Origin of the sequence: Orlajensenia leifsoniae, from assembly GCF_004570845.1 — a bacterium.
Taxonomy (GTDB): Bacteria; Actinomycetota; Actinomycetes; order Actinomycetales; family Microbacteriaceae; genus Orlajensenia; species Orlajensenia leifsoniae.
In genome coordinates this window covers 799,410-816,191 of record NZ_SPQZ01000001.1, presented here as the reverse complement: position 1 = coordinate 816,191, position 16,782 = coordinate 799,410, and the positions used below count along the sequence as shown (strand labels likewise).

18 protein-coding genes are annotated in these 16,782 nt (G+C 69.0%); 10 read left to right on the top strand and 8 right to left on the bottom strand.

Annotated features, from left to right (window positions below):
• The 6 genes from E4M00_RS04000 to E4M00_RS03975 form a co-directional block, all read left to right on the top strand.
• A partial coding sequence (locus E4M00_RS04000) for an HNH endonuclease signature motif containing protein (RefSeq protein WP_167756815.1) occupies positions 1-519 on the top strand: 519 nt, incomplete at its 5' end.
• 273 nt (positions 520-792) lie between these two features.
• Positions 793-2,115 carry an L-fuconate dehydratase gene (locus E4M00_RS03995; protein ID WP_135119167.1) on the top strand — a complete coding sequence of 441 codons (1,323 nt, stop codon included), beginning with the start codon at positions 793-795 and terminating at the stop codon, positions 2,113-2,115.
• The gene (locus E4M00_RS03990; RefSeq protein ID WP_135119233.1) at positions 2,112-3,074 is read left to right on the top strand and encodes an aldo/keto reductase; all 963 of its coding nucleotides are present in this window, start codon (positions 2,112-2,114) and stop codon (positions 3,072-3,074) included. Before E4M00_RS03995 ends, E4M00_RS03990 begins: the two co-directional genes overlap by 4 nt.
• 136 nt (positions 3,075-3,210) lie before the next feature.
• Positions 3,211-4,737: a sugar ABC transporter ATP-binding protein gene (locus E4M00_RS03985; protein ID WP_240036820.1), complete on the top strand. Its 1,527-nt coding sequence runs from the start codon at positions 3,211-3,213 to the stop codon at positions 4,735-4,737.
• The gene (locus E4M00_RS03980; RefSeq protein ID WP_135119165.1) at positions 4,734-5,768 is read left to right on the top strand and encodes an ABC transporter permease; all 1,035 of its coding nucleotides are present in this window, start codon (positions 4,734-4,736) and stop codon (positions 5,766-5,768) included. Before E4M00_RS03985 ends, E4M00_RS03980 begins: the two co-directional genes overlap by 4 nt.
• A 45-nt stretch (positions 5,769-5,813) precedes the next feature.
• Complete coding sequence (locus E4M00_RS03975) at positions 5,814-6,806, top strand: ABC transporter substrate-binding protein (RefSeq protein WP_135119164.1); 993 nt, start codon at positions 5,814-5,816, stop codon at positions 6,804-6,806.
• 69 nt (positions 6,807-6,875) lie between these two features.
• On the opposite strand, the gene E4M00_RS03970 is transcribed toward E4M00_RS03975, so the two are convergent.
• From E4M00_RS03970 to E4M00_RS03960, 3 genes are read right to left on the bottom strand one after another with little or no spacing between them, the layout of a single operon-like run.
• On the bottom strand, positions 6,876-7,568 hold the full coding sequence (locus E4M00_RS03970) for a FadR/GntR family transcriptional regulator (RefSeq protein ID WP_135119163.1): 693 nt from the start codon (positions 7,566-7,568) through the stop codon (positions 6,876-6,878).
• A 51-nt stretch (positions 7,569-7,619) separates the two neighbouring features.
• Positions 7,620-8,390: a sortase domain-containing protein gene (locus E4M00_RS03965; protein WP_135119162.1), complete on the bottom strand. Its 771-nt coding sequence runs from the start codon at positions 8,388-8,390 to the stop codon at positions 7,620-7,622.
• A gap of 21 nt (positions 8,391-8,411) precedes the next feature.
• Positions 8,412-9,320, bottom strand: coding sequence for a DUF4397 domain-containing protein (locus E4M00_RS03960; RefSeq protein WP_135119161.1), 909 nt, complete (start codon positions 9,318-9,320; stop codon positions 8,412-8,414).
• Between the two features lie 278 nt (positions 9,321-9,598).
• Between E4M00_RS03960 and E4M00_RS03955 the strand changes: the two genes are divergently transcribed.
• The gene (locus E4M00_RS03955; RefSeq protein ID WP_135119160.1) at positions 9,599-10,846 is read left to right on the top strand and encodes a low temperature requirement protein A; all 1,248 of its coding nucleotides are present in this window, start codon (positions 9,599-9,601) and stop codon (positions 10,844-10,846) included.
• Between the two features lie 17 nt (positions 10,847-10,863).
• Here the strand turns inward: E4M00_RS03955 and E4M00_RS03950 are convergent, their stop codons facing one another.
• The gene (locus E4M00_RS03950) at positions 10,864-11,598 is read right to left on the bottom strand and encodes a histidine phosphatase family protein (protein WP_135119159.1); all 735 of its coding nucleotides are present in this window, start codon (positions 11,596-11,598) and stop codon (positions 10,864-10,866) included.
• A gap of 79 nt (positions 11,599-11,677) precedes the next feature.
• On the opposite strand from E4M00_RS03950, the gene E4M00_RS03945 reads away from it, so the two are divergent.
• Positions 11,678-12,433, top strand: coding sequence for an SDR family NAD(P)-dependent oxidoreductase (locus E4M00_RS03945; RefSeq protein ID WP_135119158.1), 756 nt, complete (start codon positions 11,678-11,680; stop codon positions 12,431-12,433).
• 9 nt (positions 12,434-12,442) lie between these two features.
• Here E4M00_RS03945 and E4M00_RS03940 read toward each other — a convergent pair whose 3' ends face one another.
• The gene (locus tag E4M00_RS03940; RefSeq protein WP_135119157.1) at positions 12,443-13,027 is read right to left on the bottom strand and encodes a dihydrofolate reductase family protein; all 585 of its coding nucleotides are present in this window, start codon (positions 13,025-13,027) and stop codon (positions 12,443-12,445) included.
• 172 nt (positions 13,028-13,199) lie between these two features.
• On the opposite strand from E4M00_RS03940, the gene E4M00_RS03935 reads away from it, so the two are divergent.
• Complete coding sequence (locus E4M00_RS03935) at positions 13,200-13,652, top strand: SRPBCC family protein (protein WP_056165322.1); 453 nt, start codon at positions 13,200-13,202, stop codon at positions 13,650-13,652.
• Between the two features lie 32 nt (positions 13,653-13,684).
• Positions 13,685-14,194, top strand: coding sequence for a metallophosphoesterase family protein (locus tag E4M00_RS03930; protein ID WP_135119156.1), 510 nt, complete (start codon positions 13,685-13,687; stop codon positions 14,192-14,194).
• Positions 14,195-14,198: 4 nt separating this feature from the next.
• Here the strand turns inward: E4M00_RS03930 and E4M00_RS03925 are convergent, their stop codons facing one another.
• The 3 genes from E4M00_RS03925 to E4M00_RS03915 all read right to left on the bottom strand — a co-directional run bounded on the left by E4M00_RS03925 (position 14,199) and on the right by E4M00_RS03915 (position 16,670).
• Positions 14,199-14,933, bottom strand: coding sequence for a GNAT family N-acetyltransferase (locus tag E4M00_RS03925; protein WP_135119155.1), 735 nt, complete (start codon positions 14,931-14,933; stop codon positions 14,199-14,201).
• A gap of 133 nt (positions 14,934-15,066) precedes the next feature.
• The gene (locus tag E4M00_RS03920) at positions 15,067-15,321 is read right to left on the bottom strand and encodes a hypothetical protein (RefSeq protein ID WP_135119154.1); all 255 of its coding nucleotides are present in this window, start codon (positions 15,319-15,321) and stop codon (positions 15,067-15,069) included.
• Between the two features lie 500 nt (positions 15,322-15,821).
• Entirely contained in the window at positions 15,822-16,670 is an 849-nt protein-coding gene (locus E4M00_RS03915; protein ID WP_135119153.1) for an endonuclease/exonuclease/phosphatase family protein, read from the bottom strand.
• Positions 16,671-16,782: the final 112 nt, after the last annotated feature.

Genomic DNA, 16,782 nt, shown 5'->3' with positions numbered 1-16,782 from the left:
ATCGACGGCATCGCCCAGCCGATCTCAGCGGCCACGGCACGATGCCTGGCCGCATCCGCGGGCATCATCCCCCTCGTGCTGGGTGGCGACTCGGTGCCTCTGGACCTGGGCAGGTCGCAGCGGTTGTTCTCGAGGTCACAGAAGGTCGCGTTGGCCGAGCGGGACGGCGGATGCGCGTTCCCCGGCTGCACCCGCCCACCGCAGTTCTGCGATGCCCATCACATTCGCTGGTGGGACCGACACCACGGCCGCACGGATCTCGCGAACGGGGTGCTGCTCTGCTCGTACCACCACCACCTGCTGCACCGCGAAGGGTGGGTGATTGAGGTGATCGATAACCGCACCTGGTTCACCCCACCCGCCCACGTCTACCTCGCCCAACGACCGCGACCCGGCAACAATCTGCGGCGACTACTTCTGCGGCCGGTAGTCCCCGGCGCGGAAGAGAACGACGCGGGTGCTCTGGGTGCTGCGGGAGATGTCGTTCCCGCGGGCTCGGCCGGTGAGCAGGCGGCGTAGCGCCTGCCTGGCGCCAACGCCCCGCCCGCTCCCACCCCGCTACCCGCTCGCTGAGGCCCGGACGAAGCCCGCGGTCGAAGCGTCCTGAGCGGTGGCGCCCCTGGATGCGCTTCGGGCGGTCGCTGCGCTCGGCCCTCTGCGGACGAAACGCGCCGAACATCGGAACTCTGAAGCTGGGAAAGTGGCATCCGGGAGACCGAATCGCGGGAACCGATGCGCTTGACAGCACAGACATCAGATGTCTAGGCTCGGCACCGCCCTCGAAAGGACATCATGAGCACCATCGTCAGCGTTGACACCCGGGACATCCGCTTCCCCACCTCCCTCGAACTCGACGGTTCGGATGCGATGAACCCCGACCCCGATTACTCGGCCGCCTACGTGGCAATCCGCACCGATGCCGAGGACGGACTCGAGGGTCACGCGTTCGTGTTCACGATCGGCCGCGGCAACGACGTGCAGGTGGCGGCGCTCGACACCCTGCGCGGACACCTGGTGGGCCGCAACGTCGAAGAGCTTCTCGCCGACATGGGCGCCGCGTCCCGCCTGCTCATGCACGACTCGCAGCTGCGCTGGCTCGGCCCGGAGAAGGGCGTGATGCACATGGCGATCGGCGCGATCGTCAACGCCCTCTGGGACCTGCGGGCGAAGCGTGCCGGCCAGCCGCTCTGGCTGCATCTGTCGACCCTCAGTCCTGAAGAGCTCGTCTCGGTCGTGGACTTCCGGTACCTGAGTGATGCACTCACGCCGGAGCAGGCACTCGAGATCCTGCGGGCCGCCGAACCCACGCGCCAGGAGCGCATCGCCCACCTGCTCGAAGCCGGCTACCCCGCCTACACGACTACGCCGGGCTGGCTCGGCTACTCCGACGAGAAGCTCGACCGCCTGTGCCGCGAGGCCGTGGCCGACGGCTTCCCGCAGATCAAGCTCAAGGTCGGCGCGAACCTCGACGACGACATCCGTCGCCTCGGCATCGCGCGGGCAGCCGTCGGACCCGACTTCCCGATCGCCATCGACTCGAACCAGCGCTGGGACGTGGCCGACGCCATCGCCTGGGTGAACGAGCTCGCCGGCTTCGACCTCGCCTGGATCGAGGAGCCGACGAGTCCGGATGACATCCTCGGCCACGCGGCCATCGCCCGCGGAGTCGCCCCGGTGCGGGTGGCCACGGGCGAGCACGTGCAGAACCGCATCGTCTTCAAGCAGCTTCTGCAGGCCGAGGGCATGCAGGTCATGCAGATCGACGCGACGCGCGTGGGCGGCGTGAACGAGAACATCGCGAACCTGCTGCTCGCAGCGAAGTTCGGTGTTCCGGTCTGCCCGCACGCCGGCGGCGTCGGACTCTGCGAGGCCGTGCAGCACCTGTCGTTCTTCGACTACGTGGCGGTGTCGGCCGACATGGACGGCCGCATGATCGAGTTCGTCGACCACCTGCACGAGCACTTCGTGACGCCGACGGTGATGGAGCGCGGGCGCTATCTGGTGCCGTCCGCACCCGGAGCAGGCACCGAGATGCTGCCCGCGTCGATCGACGAGTACACGTGGCAGGGCACCACGGCGGCGGCCTCGGTGACCACCGCGACGGCTTCGGTATGAGCGTCACCTCAGCCGCGCGCCTCGGCCCGGTCGGGTTCGGCGGCGCACCCCTCGGCAATCTCTATCGCGCTGTGAGCGACTCGGATGCCGCAGCCGCCGTCGCGGCGGCATGGGAGGGCGGCATCCGCTACTACGACACGGCTCCGCACTACGGGCTTGGTCTCTCGGAGAAGCGCCTGGGCGCCGCGCTGCGCGACAAGCCACGCAGCGAGTTCACGATCTCCACGAAGGTGGGGCGGGTGCTCGACCCGAACCCGGCGTTCGACGGCGGCGACGACCTCGCCGACGCCTACGCCGTGCCGAACGAGCTGGTGCGGCGGTTCGATCCGAGCGAGGCCGGCATCCGCCGCAGCATCGAGGACTCCCTTGACCGGCTCGGCCTCGACAGCATCGACATCGCCTACCTGCACGATCCCGACGTCTACGACCTCGACCGCGGGCTCGCCGAGGGTCTTCCCGCCCTGCAGCGACTGCGCGACGAGGGCATCGTCGGCGCCATCGGCATCGGCACCAACGATGCGGACGCCGCAGCGCGAGCCGTGCGCGAGGGCGACATCGACCTGGTCATGATCGCCGGGCGCTACACGCTGCTCGAGCAGCCGGCGCTCGCCGAGCTGCTGCCTCTCTGCCTGGAGCGGGGCGTCGGCGTCGTGGCCGCCGCTCCCTACAACTCCGGGCTGCTCGCGACCGACGAGCCCGATGCCGATGCGCACTACGACTACGCCCAGGTCGGCGATGCCGTACTGGATCGGGCGCGACGGATCGCGGCGGTCTGCCGGGAGCACGGGGTGTCCCTGCCGGTGGCTGCGATGCAGTATCCCCTGCGGCATCCGGCCGTGCGCACGGTCGTCGTGGGATCTGCGCGAGCGGATGCCGTGCGTGAGAACATGGCGCGGGCGAAAACCGCCGTGCCGGATCCGTTGTGGGACGCGCTGCGCTCCGAAGGGCTCGCACCGTGAGCGGCACGAGCGACATCCAGATCCGACCTCTGATGGCATTCCGCGCTGCAGATCTCGGAATGGCGTCGGAATCGGCCGCAGACATCCGACGAGTAGTACACTCGAGCACACCCATCTCAAGGAAGAGAGGCCCCCAGTGAGCGCGGTTCAGACGCCACCACTTCTCGAGCTCGAGGGTGTCAGCAAGGGCTTCCCGGGCGTGCTCGCCCTCGACGACGTGCGACTCGACCTGCGTCACGGGGAGGTGCTCGCCCTCGTCGGCGAGAACGGGGCCGGCAAGTCGACCCTCATGAAGCTGCTCGCAGGCATCTACACCCCCGACGCCGGCGTGTTCCGCATGAACGGCCAGGAGCTGGTGATCGACGGCCCGCGTCACGCGCAGGAACAGGGCATCAGCATCATCCACCAGGAGTTCAACCTGATGCCCGACCTCACGGTCGCGCAGAACATCTTCATCGGGCGCGAGAAGCGCTCGGCCGGCCTGTTCCTCGACGACCGCGCCCTCAACGCCCGGGCGCAGGAGCTCTTCGATCGTCTCGGCCTCGCACTCGACCCCGACGAGCCCGTCGAACGCCTCACCGTCGCCCGCCAGCAGATGGTGGAGATCGCCAAGGCGCTCTCCTTCGACGCCAAGGTGCTCATCATGGACGAGCCGACGGCCGCCCTGAACGACGCCGAGGTCGACGTGCTGTTCGACCTCATCCGCCGCTTCCGCTCGCCCGACACCGGCGTCATCTACATCTCGCACCGCATGGAGGAGCTCGCCCGCATCTCCGATCGCATCTCGGTGCTGCGCGACGGCCGCTACATCGACACGCTGGAGACGGCATCCGCCGACCAGAAGCAGGTCATCTCGCTCATGGTCGGCCGCGAACTGCGGTCGGAGCAGCGGCCCGGCCCCGTGGCGGCATCCGACGCCCCCGTGCTCTCGGTGCAGGGACTCTCGACCAAGCGGCTGCTGCGCGACGTGAGCTTCGAGGTGCATGCCGGCGAGATCCTCGGGTTCGCAGGCCTCATGGGCGCCGGACGCACCGAGGTGGCGCGCGCCATCGTCGGCGCCGACCGACGTGACGGCGGCGTCATCACGATGCGCGGCACACCGGTCGACATCCAGAATCCGGCGGATGCCGCACGCCTGGGCATCGGCTACCTCTCGGAGGACCGCAAGCAACTGGGCGTGCTGCTCGAGCGCAGCGTGCGAGAGAACATCGTGCTGGCCTCGCTCCGCGACTACGTGAGCGGCCTCGGCTTCGTGAACAACCGGCGCATCGAGGCGACCGGCAAGGAGTACGTCTCGAAGCTGCGCATCAAGACGCCGTCAACGGCGCAGCTCGTGCGCAACCTCTCCGGCGGCAACCAGCAGAAGGTCGTCATCGCCAAATGGCTGGCGAAGGACTGCGACGTGCTCATCTTCGACGAACCGACGCGCGGCATCGACGTCGGGGCGAAGGAGGAAATCTACGCACTGCTGCGTCAGCTCGCCGACCAGGGCAAGGCGATCATCATGATCTCCTCCGAGCTGCCCGAGGTGCTGCGGCTGTCCAACCGCATCGCCATCATGGCCGAAGGCCGCCTCACCGCAGTGCTCGACAACGCCGACGCCTCTCCCGAGGCCGTCATGGACTACGCCACCCGCTTCAGCGCCGAAGGAACGATCGCATGAGCCCCACAACGACACCGACCGTCGACCCGCAGACGCCGTCGACCTCCGCCTACGCGGCGATCGACGCGGGCAAGCCCCGCTTCGCCTGGGTGCGCGGCTCCCTGCAGCAGGTGCTCGCCGCCGCCAGCCTCATCGTGATCGTCATCTTCTTCTCGGTCGCCAGCACGCACTTCTTCACGGCGAACAACCTGATCTCGATCCTGACGGCCGCGACGGTCACCGGCATCCTGGCCCTCGGAACGACGTTCGTGATCATCACCGGTGGCATCGACCTCTCGATCGGCACTGTGATGGTGCTCTGCGGCGTGATGGCCGGCGTCTTCCTCACCTACTGGGGCTGGCCGCTGTGGGCGGGCGTGCTCGCGACCATCGTGTTCGGCGGCATCATCGGCCTGATCAACGGTGTGAACGTGTCGATCCTCGGCATCCCGCCGTTCATCGCGACTCTCGGCATGATGCTCATCGCCGCGGGCCTGTCGCTCGTGATCTCGGGCACCAAGCCCATCTACTTCAACGACACCCCGGCCTTCCAGCAGATCATGAACCTGTCGATCATCCCCGGTGTGCGGTTCCCTCTCGGCGTGGCCATCTTCATCGTGATGATCATCGTGGCGGCCATCCTGCTGTCGCGCACGATCATCGGCCGCTACACCTTCTCCATCGGCTCGAACGAGGCGGCCACCGCCCTCTCAGGCGTCAACGTGCGCCGCTGGAAGATCATCATCTACACGCTCGCCGGCCTGTTCGTCGGCCTCGCGGGAGTGCTCAGCGCCTCACGGCTCTCCTCGGCCCAGCCGACAGGCGGCATGGGCCTCGAACTCGAGGCCATCGCAGCCGTCGTGATCGGCGGGACCTCGCTGCAGGGCGGCAAGGGATCCATCATCGGCACCGTCATCGGCGCCCTCATCATGGCCGTTCTCACCAACGGCCTCCGCATCATCTCAGTCCCCCAGGAGTGGCAGTCGGTCGCGGTCGGCATCGTCATCCTGGTGGCGGTCTACCTCGACATGTTGCGGCGGCGCCGGGACTGAGACATCCGTAATACACAGCGAACCAACAAACACAAAGGAGTGACCATGTTCACAAAGCGCGCGATGGGGGCCGTCGTCGGCCTCGCGGCGGCAGCGCTCATCCTCTCCGGATGCGCCAGCGACGGTGGCGGAGACAGCTCGGGCGGCGGCGGTGGCGACGGCGACAAGCCGTACGTCGCGCTCATCTCGAAGGGTTTCCAGCACCAGTTCTGGCAGGCCGTGAAGTCGGGAGCCGAGCAGGCCGCCGATGAGTTCGGCGTCGAGCTCACCTTCGAGGGACCCGACACCGAGGCCGACGTCGACCAGCAGATCCAGATGCTGCAGACGGCGCTCGACAAGAGCCCGGCCGCGATCGGATTCGCCGCCCTCGACAGCCAGGCCGCCGGCCCGCTGCTGCAGCAGGCGAAGGACTCCAACATCCCGGTGATCGCCTTCGACTCCGGCGTCGACAGCGACATCCCACTCACCACGGCGGCGACGGACAACACCGCTGCCGCGGCCGAAGCCGCCAAGCACATGGCCGACGCGATCGGTCACGAGGGCAAGGTCGCACTCGTCGTGCACGACCAGACCTCGGTGACGGGCCAGGAGCGTCGCGACGGCTTCGTCGACTACATGGAGAAGAACGAGCCGAACATCGAGATCGTCGACATCCAGTACGGCGGCGGCGACCAGGCCAAGTCGGCCGACCTCGCGAAGGCCATCATCGCGGCGAACCCCGACCTCAAGGGCATCTACGGCTCGAACGAGGGCTCGGCCATCGGCGTCGTGCAGGCGGTCAAGGAGCTCGGCATCGATCCCACGAAGCTCGTGGTGGTCGGCTTCGACTCGGGCAAGGCGCAGATGGACGCCATCCGTGACGGCCAGATGCTCGGTGCGATCACGCAGAACCCCGTCGGCATCGGCTACGAGACCGTGAAGGCGGCCGTCGAGGCGATCGACGGCAAGGACCTGCCGAAGACGATCGACACCGGCTACTACTGGTACGACAAGGACAACATCGACGACGAGAAGATCGCCGCCGTTCTGTACGAGTAGGGCGCACGAGTAGGGCGCACGAGGGGAACGGAAGAGGCGTCGACGAGAGTCGGCGCCTCTTCTTCGTTGCTAGAGCCTCGGCGCCTCGGGACCGAGCGCACTGCGCAGCCACTGCTCGACACCCGAGACGTGCACGACCGTGAGGGCCGAGGCCAGGTCGCCGTCGCCCGCCGCGATCGCGTCGAGGATGGCGTGGTGCTCCTGCAGGGTGCGGCCGACAGCGTTCTCCTGCGTGATGCCGCGCCAGATGCGGGCGCGCACCGTGTGCGAGGAGAGCGAATCGATCAGGCTGGCGAGGTAGGCGTTGCCTGCTGCCTCGGCAATGCCCCGGTGGAACTCGAGGTCGTGCTCGACGAGGCCGGCGACATCCGCCGCCTGATCGACGCTGGCCACGACCTCGCGCAGCTTCTCGAGATCGGGCTCGGTCGCGTTGCGGGCGGCGAGTGACGACGCTGCCGGCTCCAGGATGCGGCGAACGGCGAAGATCTCGAGCACGGAGTGGTCATCGTGCAGGTCGACGACGAACGACATCGCCTCGAGCAGCAGGCGCGGCTCGAGGCTGGTGACGTAGGTGCCGTCGCCGCGCCGCACGTCGAGCACCCTGATGACCTCGAGCGCCTTCACGGCCTCCCGAAGCGACGAGCGCGACAGGCCGAGGCTCTCGCTGAGCTCCTTCTCGGGCGGGAGCCTGTCACCGGGGGCGAGCGAACCCGCAATGATCATCTCTTTGATCTTCAGGATCGCTTCGTCGGTGACCGCCATGCCCCGATCGTAGCGTGCACCGGTTGAGACATCCGATCTCTCGATGCCGCGTCATTCCCCAGGCGCAACCAGCGAGGCGAAGACCACGAAGTTGTTCGCGTACGACTGCGCTGCATCGTCGTAGGGGCCGTTGCAGGTGATGAGTCGCAGCTGTGCATCGGGCGTCGGGCCGTAGACCTCGTCGGTCGGAAACGCGACCTTCGACGTGTCGAGTGCCGAGTCGACGGCGAACGTGGCCTGTGTTCCGTCGGTCAGCGTCACGATGATGGTGTCGCCCGCCGTCAGCTCCTTGAGCCGGGCGAAGACGGCGGCGCGCTCGGTGGTGTCGAGGTGGCCGGCGAGCACGGCCGGGCCGATCGCGCCGGGGAGCACACCGGCGCTGTACCACCCGGCATCCGCCCACTCGGTCGGTGGCTGCAGGATGCCGGCGGCATCCCGATCGATCAACTCGACGGCCGCGTCGACGTCGATCGCCGGGATCTGCACCCGCTCGACCGTCACTCCGGTCAGGTCCGCCGGTGCGGCAGGGGCGACGGGGTCCTGGATGCGGCCGGCCGAAGCGGAGTTCGAGGCGGAGTTCGACGCATTGCTGTCGCGGCTCTGCGGCGGAGCCTCCGAGAGAGTGGCCGGCGACGGCAGCGGAGAGGAGACCGCGGCGGGAGCGGCATCCGTCGCCATCCGTGTCGTGGAGATCCAGACCGTAGCGATACCGCCGACGGCCAGGGTCGACGCGGCGACGACGGCGGTCAGCAGCAGGCGGCGTCGACGCTGCCGGCGACGACGCGGACGTCGGGGACGGAGGAGGGGGGTCGGGTCGGACATGATCGATCGGGCCTCAGGTGATCAGCGCAGCGCTGCCGCGGCGGCCTGCACGAAGCCGCTGAGGAAGCTCGCGATGAGGGTGATGGGGTCGGTGGCACCGGCCCCGGAGGTGCCGGCGGCGGTGAACGCGCCTGCACCGCCGGCGTCGCGGAGGGCGCCGCCGCCGGTGTCGAGCGATCCGTCGGGGGCGTCGCCGGCGGCCGAGCCGTCGAGCACGGGCAGGACGGTGAGTCCGCCCGAGGCGTTGTCGAGAACGAACAGCGTGCTGATCGTGCCGGGGTCGACGGTGACCGAGGCGTCGTAGCTGGCGGCGTCGGGCGTCGTGACGACGAGGTCCCACGGGCCGGACGGAACGCTCGCGTAGTCGGTGGCGGTGCCCGATGCCGCGCCGGTCGCGATCGCGACGCCGGTGGTGGTGGTGACGTCGACCGAATCCACCTGGGTCGATGCCGAGACGACGCGGATGCGGGCCTCTCCGGCGGCCGGGCTGGTGAGGTCGTCGCCCAGAGCCATGGTCTGCAGGGAGTCGTTCAGGCCGTAGGCCGCCACGGTGCCGGCCATCCCGGCCGTGACGGTGACCTCAGTGGTGACGACGGGCGTGGTGTCGGCCGGCGCACCGGCCGGAACCATCGTGAGCTCGTAGTCGCCGGCAGCCAGCGCGGCGTACGGCGACACCTGGCCGTAGGTCACATCGTCGAGTTCGACCGCTGCCGCGCCGCCGTCAGCCGGAGCGAGTCGCACATCGACGGCGGCGGTGTCCGGCGAGAGGTGTCCGACGCGCACCCAGCCGGCGTCGGCGGGGGCGGTGCGGACGGCAGCCAGTGCTGGAGCGGCGCCGAGGCCGAAGCTGACGAGAGCGGTTGCGGTGAGTGCGGCCGCGCCTACGATCAGGCGGCGGCGTGCCGGGGTCCTTCGTGTCGTCCTTCTCATGAGGAGCTTCTCCTTAGTCAACGCTGAGTGGTGGAGCGAGCGGGTCGTGCAGTTCACCGGTGGTGCCGTGCGGCAGGTGGTTCGGGGCACCTGACGCAGCACTGAAATGGAGCTTCAGCGGGCCGAGGACGAAGAAGGGCAGACGTCCGCGGTCGTGAAGGTGATTCGGAGGCGTCGGCGAATCGGTTTGCGCTGGCCTGCTCGACCAGGAGCTTCGTGGGCCAGGAGGCGAGCGCGACCTCTGGACGGCGAAGCGACGCCGCGCCTAGGCTGCCGCCATGACGGGTTTCCGGGCCCTGGTCACTGGCCAGCTGCTCACGGCCGAGACCTCCCGCGAGGGTGACAGGGTCACCACGCTGGAGCTGTTCTTCGACCTCGTCTACGTGTTCGCCTTCACCCAGGTGACGCAGCTGATGTCGCACGGGCACAGCGCCGAGAGTGTGCTCCAAGGGCTTGCCGTGCTCGCTCTCATCTGGTGGTCGTGGACCTCGTTCGCCTGGCTCACCAATCAGGCGCACGCCGACCACGGCGTCGTGCGTGTCGGAATCATGCTCGCGATCGCCATCATGTTCATCGTGTCGCTGGTGATCCCCGAGAGCTTCGACGACCTCGAGGGTGGTCTCTTCGCTCCGATGGTCTTCGTGGTGGGCATCACGCTGGTGAGCATCGTGCACGCCGTCGTCTACTGGATCGCCGCGGGAACGGATGCCGCCCTTCGCCGCCAGATCCTCCGTAGCGTCGGCATCACCATCGTGCCCGTGCTGGCATTGACCACGGTCGGTGCCCTCATCGGCGGCCCCTGGCAGGCGTGGATCTGGCTCGGCACGGCGCTGCTGCAGGGGGTGATCATCTTCGTCACCTCCCACGGCGGCGACTGGCGCATCTACTCCATGGCCCACTTCTCGGAGCGGCACGGGCTCATCGTCATCCTGGCGCTCGGCGAGTCCGTCGTCGCGACAGGCGTCGGGGTCGCTGAGCTCGCCATCAGCGTGCCGATCATCGTCGGATCGCTGTTCGCCATCACGCTCGCCGTGGCCATGTGGTGGAACTACTTCCACCACCTCTCCAGCGGCGTCGAGCACGCACTGCGGAGACGCAAGGGGCGCGACAGGGTGGATGCCGCCACCGACGTCTACACCTACCTGCATCCGTTCGTCGTCGCAGGCATCATCATCGTGGCGCTCGGTGTGGAGCAGGGGATGCACCACGTCGAGTCGCCTGAGGCCATCGGATACTTCGCGGCCTGGGCGCTGGGCGGCGGCCTGTCCCTGTATCTCGCGACCACCGGCTTCATCTGGGCGCGGGTGTCGGGCCAATGGTCGCTGCTGCGCTTCGGCGCTGCGGTTCTGGCGCTCGTGCTGGTGCCGGTGATCGCCGAGCAGATCGCCCTGGTTGCCCTGCCGATCCTCGTCGTGGTGTCGGTGCTGCTCGCTGTGCTGGAGGAGGCACTGGGACCGCGGGCGAAGGTGCGGCGGCGTCAGCGTCCGGGCACGGCTGCGGATGCGAGGATCGCCGCCGCCGACTGAGCGACGGGGAACGGCTCTCAGTCGGCGGCTGAGCCCGACGGATGCGGCAGCTCGGCGATGGTGCGCTTCATCGGGTCGACCGCGGACTCGTCGACGAGGTGCGCTCCCATGATGGGCTCGGCATGCCAGTCGACGAGGTTCCACCGGCCGGCGGCGTCAGTGCCGACGGCCGAGTCGAGGGTGACGAGGCCGGTGTTGTCGAGCTCGTGCGTTGCGGCGTAGTCGCCGTCGATGTTCTGCGCGCGTAAACCGGCCCAGGCGCGGATGGCCATGCCATGGCTCACGACGAGGGCGCAGGCGGCACCGGATGCCACGACCTCCGCGATGGCGGCGTCGAAGCGGGCGAAGAACTCGTGGCCGTCGGGTCCGTCGGGAATGCGCTGGTCGAGGTCGCCGGCGGCCCAGGAGAAGGCGGCCTCGAGATAGGTGCGCACCGATGCCGGGTCGCTGCGGTCCTCGAGGGCACCGGCCTCGATCTCCCGAACGCCGGGCAGCACCGTGCCGCGCAGGCCGAGGTGCTGAGCAATGGGCACTGCGGTCTGTTGGGTGCGGAGCACCGTGGAGACGAAGAGGGCGTCGGGAACCTGGGCGTGCGGGAGCTGCAGGCCCGGCGCGTGGCCGGCGAGGGCACCGGGTACCTCCTTCGCCTGCTCCTCGCCGAGCTCGGTGAGGCTGGGCCCGGGGGCATCGGTGTCGAGCAGGCCGAGGACGTTCGAGGATGTCTGGCCGTGGCGGAGAAGGAGCAGACGCATGGTGCGAGCGTAGACCCGGGGATTGCGACCCGGTGGTCGTGGTGTGAGCATGGCGGGTGAGGAGAACGAGGAGGATCGGATGCTGCTCGAGAACAGGGTCGCCATCGTCTACGGGGCCGGCGGCTCGATCGGCCGGACCGTCGCCCGTGCTTTCGCGCGCGAGGGAGCTGTCGTGCACCTCGCCGGGCGCACTCTCGAGTCGCTCGAGGCTCTGGCGGCCGAGATCCGCGAGGCCGGCGGGCGAGCCGAGGTCGCCGTCGTCGATGCGTTGGATGAGACCCAGGTCGACGAGCATGCCGCCGCCGTGGTGGCGGCATCCGGCCGCATCGACGTCTCGATCAACCTGATCGCCATCGGCGACGTCCAGGGAACGCCCCTCGTCGAGATGACGCTGGCCGACTTCGAGCAGCCGATCCACCGGGGCGTGCGTACGGCGTTCATCACCGGCAGGGCGGCGGCGCGCCAGATGGCGACGCAGGGGTCGGGGGTGCTGCTCTTCTTCGGTGGTGTCGGGGACCCGGTGAAGGACTACAGCATCGGCGGGTTCCAGGTGGCGCTGCACGCCGTGGATGCGCTGCAGAAGCAGTTCGCGGCGGAGCTGGGTCGCAGCGGCATCCGGAGCGTGATGATCCAGACCGGCGGCATCGCCGAGACCCTGCCCGTGGACATGCCCGGGCGCGACGAGATCATGACCATGCTGACCGAGCCGACGATGCTCGGGCGGGCGGCGACCCTCGCAGATGTGGGGAACGTCGTGGCCTTCGCCGCGTCGGACCACGCCGCGGCGATCACGGGCTCCGACATCAACATCTCGGCGGGGACGATCCTGCCGTAGAGCTGCGGGTCATGGGCGGGGCGCGTACCTCGCCAGCGTGATGCCGGTCGCCGTGGTCATGCTGTTCAGCAGGGTGAGATTCTGCTGCACGCCCTCGAACATGCGCTGACCGCTGCCGAGCAGCACCGGATGGATGATCAGCACGTACTCGTCGATGAGGCCGACGGATGCCAGTGCCCGCACCAGCTCGCCGCTGCCGAGGATGGAGAGGTCGCCGCCCTCGGTCGCCTTGAGTTCCGCGACGGTCTGCACGGCTTCGCCGGCGAGCAGCGTGGAGTTCTCCCAGCTGAACTCGAGCGAGGGGTCGCGGGAGACCACGATCTTCTCGGTGCGGTTCAGGTGATCCGTGAACGGGTTGGGGTCGGTCTGGTGCGGCCAGAACGCCGCCATGTGGTCGTAGGTGCGGTGGCCGAAGAGCATCGCACCGGTTCGAGCCATGCCCTTGCCCATCTCGGCTCCGAGCTCGGGGTCAGCGCCGCCGCCGAGGGCCCAGCCGCCGAGCGTGAAGCCGCCGCGGGAATCCTCCTCGGGTGACATCGGCGCCTGCATGACGCCGTCGAGGGAGATGTTGTTCGTCACGGAGATTCTGCGCATGGGTCGAGTCTCGTCCTCCGATGGTGTGAACACCAGAGCGCCGGAGCGACACCGACTGGCTGGGAAGTCAAGCCCTAAAGAGCGAGCGGCTGCGCCCGTAGCGTCGTGAGCAGAGGCATCCGGTGCCGAGTGCACCGACATCAGCAACTGCTACGGAAGAGAGACACACATCATGGCTCAGGTAATCGAAACGATCGACGTCGACGTTCCCGTCACGACCTCGTACAACCAGTGGACGCAGTTCGAGTCGTTCCCCCAGTTCCTGCACTACGTCGACTCGATCACGCAGACCGACGACACCCACACGCACTGGACCGTCACCATCGCCGGCCAGACCCGCGAGTTCGACACCGAGATCACCGAGCAGCATCCCGACGAGCGCATCGCGTGGAACAGCATCAACGGCGACGTGAACCACGCCGGCGTGGTGACCTTCCACCGTCTCAGCGACACCACGAGCCGCGTGACGGTGCAGCTCGACTGGGAGCCCACCGGCGCGGCCGAGAAGGTCGGATCTGCTCTCGGCTTCGACTCGCGCGCTGTGAAGAAGGATCTCGAGAACTTCAAGGAGCTCATCGAGAAGCGGGGCACGGCCGAGGGCGCCTGGCGCGGCGACGTCGCCTAGTCGGCAGCGGCCGGGGGCGTCATGATGGACTCATGGCGACCCGGCTGCTGCTCATCTCCGACACGCACCTGCCCGCCCGGGCTCGACGCCTGCCGGATGCCGTGTGGCGGGCGATCGACTCCGCGGACATGGTGATCCACGCCGGTGACTGGGTCGACGCCGCCACCCTCGACGCCATCGAGGGGCGCGCGGCCCGGTTCCTCGGCGTGTACGGCAACAACGACGGCGCAGAGCTTCGGATGCGACTGCCCGAGGTCGCGCGGTCCGAGATCGACGGCCTCAGGTTCGGCGTCGTGCACGAGACCGGCGCAGCCACGGGCCGGGAGGGACGGATGGACGCCGCGTACGGCGACGACGAGCTCGACGTACTCGTCTTCGGGCACAGTCACATTCCCTGGGACTCGACGACGCCGGGCGGCATCAGGCTGCTGAATCCGGGATCCCCGACCGACCGCCGCCGCCAGCCCGTGTGCACGATGATGACGGCCGTGGTCGATGCGGGCACGCTGCGCGACGTTGAGCTGGTGCCCGTCGAGCGCTGAGTCGCTACTGCGGCGCCTGCACACCCACGAAGGTGATGGTGCGACGAATGCTGAAGCCCAGCTTCTCGTAGAGCCGCACAGCACCGGCGTTGTCACCGGCGACGTGCAGGATCGGCACCTCGCCGCGCGCGACGATGCCGGCGGCGACGGCCTCGACGAGGCGTCCCGCGTAGCCGCGACCGCGGTAGGCGTCGTCGGTGCAGACGGCGCTGATCTCGGTGAACCCCGGGGGATGCATCCGCTCGCCGGCCATCGCCACGAGCGCGTCGCCGTCGCGGATGCCGACATAGCGTCCCAGCTCGCCGGTGCGCGGGCCGAAGGGACCCGGCCGCGTGCGCGTCGCGAGGTCGAGCATGGCCGGGGAGTCGGCCGGGGTCAGCGTGACGATCTCGGGATCGCCTGCAACGGATGCCGCGCCCCGCAACCGTTCGGCCAGCTCGCGGCCGATCATCTGGAAGCCCTCGATGCGGAAGGTCTCGGTCCAGTCGGACGGCATCGGCAGGGGTGTTCCCGCGATGGCGCCGGTTCCGCCGGGGCCGAGCAGGGTGGCGAGATCGGCGTAGGCGTCTGTTCCGTCGAGCGCGGAGCCCACGAACGGCGAGATCCCGCGGTCGAACGCGACGGCGCTGCCCGAGCGGATCGCGAGATGGGCCTGATGCCCGGTGAGGGCGGCGAAGACGGGGTGATCGAGCACAGCTTCGTCAGGCGCTGTCGTGGCGGTCTCGGATGCGGCAGACATAGGTCGAGAGTCTATCGGCGCACGTGCAGTGCAGCGCCGGAGGGCAGAAACAGGAGTGCCCCGAGGGCATGCTCTCCCGCACTCCGCGCGGGCGGAGGTGGAGTGCATGCCCATCGGGGCATACGGCCGGTCATCAGAACTGGCCGCGGGAGAGCAGCACCAGCAACTGGGTGTCGCGGGTACTGTTCACGCGCAGGGCGTCGGACTCGCGTCGAGCCTGAACGCCGTCGTGCGACAGCTGCAGGCTCTGGGCGGTGCGGGCGCTCGAGCGTGAGCTCCAGCGCACCAGGGCCAGGCCAGCACGTCGCGCGAGGCGATCGAGACCGGTCATGGAGTACTGCTGTGCCCGCGATTGCGTATCTCGGGCGGTGAGGAGTTGCGTGTTCATGGTGTTCCTTCGTGATGTGGTGATGGGTGTTTCAGGGAGCAGCGAGCGTCGCCGGCGGCATCCGTCGGCCCGACAAACCGGCAGCGCGGAGCGACGACGATGGGGTCGCTGATGGAGAGGACGCAGGCGCGGACGCGCACTGCGGAGGGCGGGCGGAGGCCTGTCGGATCCGAGATCGACTGGAGTCGATCAGGGGGAGGACGGGGCTACCGTCGGCGATGGCTCAGCCATCGGTGCCACTCGAGTGGTGGCGGGGCGCGACGCTCGGAAGCGTCGTACGGCCAGGGGTCAGCCGGCGATCCGAGGGAAGGAGGCCGCAGAGGTGAACGGCGTGATCGGAGCGATCGGCGTCATCTGAGTTGTAAAGAACATGGGGTCTTCTCCTTCCTGTCGGGGGCTGGGCCTGCCGGGATCGAGCAGCACCAAGAGATGAACCTAGCGGGGTTCCGCGACGCGCCGCAATAGGGGCGTGCCCGGAGCCTGCGATCGTTACCTGGCGGTTACCTGGCCCGTACGACGGCCTGCACCGGGTCGTGGTCGGAGGCGGCGGCCCCGTCGAAGCGCACCACGTTGACGCCCGTGCGCTCGACCTCGACGTTCGATCCCACGAGGATCAGGTCGATGCGCTTGCCGCCGGCCTTGAGCGGCAGGTAGTTCGAGAACGTTCCCCACTGCGGCGTGAGCCTGTGCTCGGCCGCGTGCCAGCTGTCGCGCAGCACGCCGTCCTCGGTGAGGTGCCGGTAGACGGCCGAGTTCACGTCGGCGTTCACATCGCCGGTGACGACCACGACGGCATCCGGATTCGCGGCTTGAGCCTCGGCGACGAGCTTCACGATCATCTGCGCCGAGCGCCAGCGCGCCTTGGGGGACTTGTGGTCGAAATGGGTGGTGAAGGCGATCACGCGCCCGCCGGTGGCGAGGTCGTCGAACTCGGCCGAGACGACGACGCGCGGCACGCTGTTGCCCCAGCTGCGCGACCCGGGCTTGTCGGGGGTGTCGGAGAGCGCGAGCTGGTTCGTGGCGGTGAGACGCAGCCGGCGCCGGTCGAAGAAGATGATGCTGCGCTCGCCGCGTCCGTTGGCGTTGCGGCCGCGGCCGACGCCGCCGTAGTCGGGCCCGAGGCTCTCGGCGACGAAGGCGGCCTGGTCCGCCAGCGCCTCCTGCACCCCGAGGATGGTCGGCTGCTCGGCCTCGAGGATGCGACGCAGCAGGGGCTTGCGGGTCGCCCAGCGGTCGGGGTGGGTGGGCATGACGTGCGCGATGCGGCGACGGATGTTGTACGTCATGACGTGCAGGTCGGGTGCGGAGACGGGGCCGATCATCGGGGCGGTCGAGGCTGCATCCGTCATTCGTTCAGCGTAGGTGCACCGGGTGTCGGCATCGGGAGCGTGTCGCGGCTCGGCGTCCCGATACCGTGGGCGAGGATGACGCGAGCGGCGTCGCGCGACCCGCGCTGGGAGG

Bases quoted from the DNA above. Each gene is read 5' to 3' on its own strand.
- E4M00_RS03995 (WP_135119167.1), top strand. From the start codon at position 793: ATGAGCACCATCGTCAGCGTTGACACCCGGGACATCCGCTTCCCCACC.
- E4M00_RS03990 (WP_135119233.1), top strand. From the start codon at position 2,112: ATGAGCGTCACCTCAGCCGCGCGCCTCGGCCCGGTCGGGTTCGGCGGC.
- E4M00_RS03980 (WP_135119165.1), top strand. From the start codon at position 4,734: ATGAGCCCCACAACGACACCGACCGTCGACCCGCAGACGCCGTCGACC.
- E4M00_RS03975 (WP_135119164.1), top strand. From the start codon at position 5,814: ATGTTCACAAAGCGCGCGATGGGGGCCGTCGTCGGCCTCGCGGCGGCA.
- E4M00_RS03970 (WP_135119163.1), bottom strand. From the start codon at position 7,568: ATGGCGGTCACCGACGAAGCGATCCTGAAGATCAAAGAGATGATCATT.
- E4M00_RS03965 (WP_135119162.1), bottom strand. From the start codon at position 8,390: ATGTCCGACCCGACCCCCCTCCTCCGTCCCCGACGTCCGCGTCGTCGC.
- E4M00_RS03960 (WP_135119161.1), bottom strand. From the start codon at position 9,320: ATGAGAAGGACGACACGAAGGACCCCGGCACGCCGCCGCCTGATCGTA.
- E4M00_RS03955 (WP_135119160.1), top strand. From the start codon at position 9,599: ATGACGGGTTTCCGGGCCCTGGTCACTGGCCAGCTGCTCACGGCCGAG.
- E4M00_RS03950 (WP_135119159.1), bottom strand. From the start codon at position 11,598: ATGCGTCTGCTCCTTCTCCGCCACGGCCAGACATCCTCGAACGTCCTC.
- E4M00_RS03945 (WP_135119158.1), top strand. From the start codon at position 11,678: ATGCTGCTCGAGAACAGGGTCGCCATCGTCTACGGGGCCGGCGGCTCG.
- E4M00_RS03940 (WP_135119157.1), bottom strand. From the start codon at position 13,027: ATGCGCAGAATCTCCGTGACGAACAACATCTCCCTCGACGGCGTCATG.
- E4M00_RS03935 (WP_056165322.1), top strand. From the start codon at position 13,200: ATGGCTCAGGTAATCGAAACGATCGACGTCGACGTTCCCGTCACGACC.
- E4M00_RS03930 (WP_135119156.1), top strand. From the start codon at position 13,685: ATGGCGACCCGGCTGCTGCTCATCTCCGACACGCACCTGCCCGCCCGG.
- E4M00_RS03925 (WP_135119155.1), bottom strand. From the start codon at position 14,933: ATGTCTGCCGCATCCGAGACCGCCACGACAGCGCCTGACGAAGCTGTG.
- E4M00_RS03920 (WP_135119154.1), bottom strand. From the start codon at position 15,321: ATGAACACGCAACTCCTCACCGCCCGAGATACGCAATCGCGGGCACAG.
- E4M00_RS03915 (WP_135119153.1), bottom strand. From the start codon at position 16,670: ATGACGGATGCAGCCTCGACCGCCCCGATGATCGGCCCCGTCTCCGCA.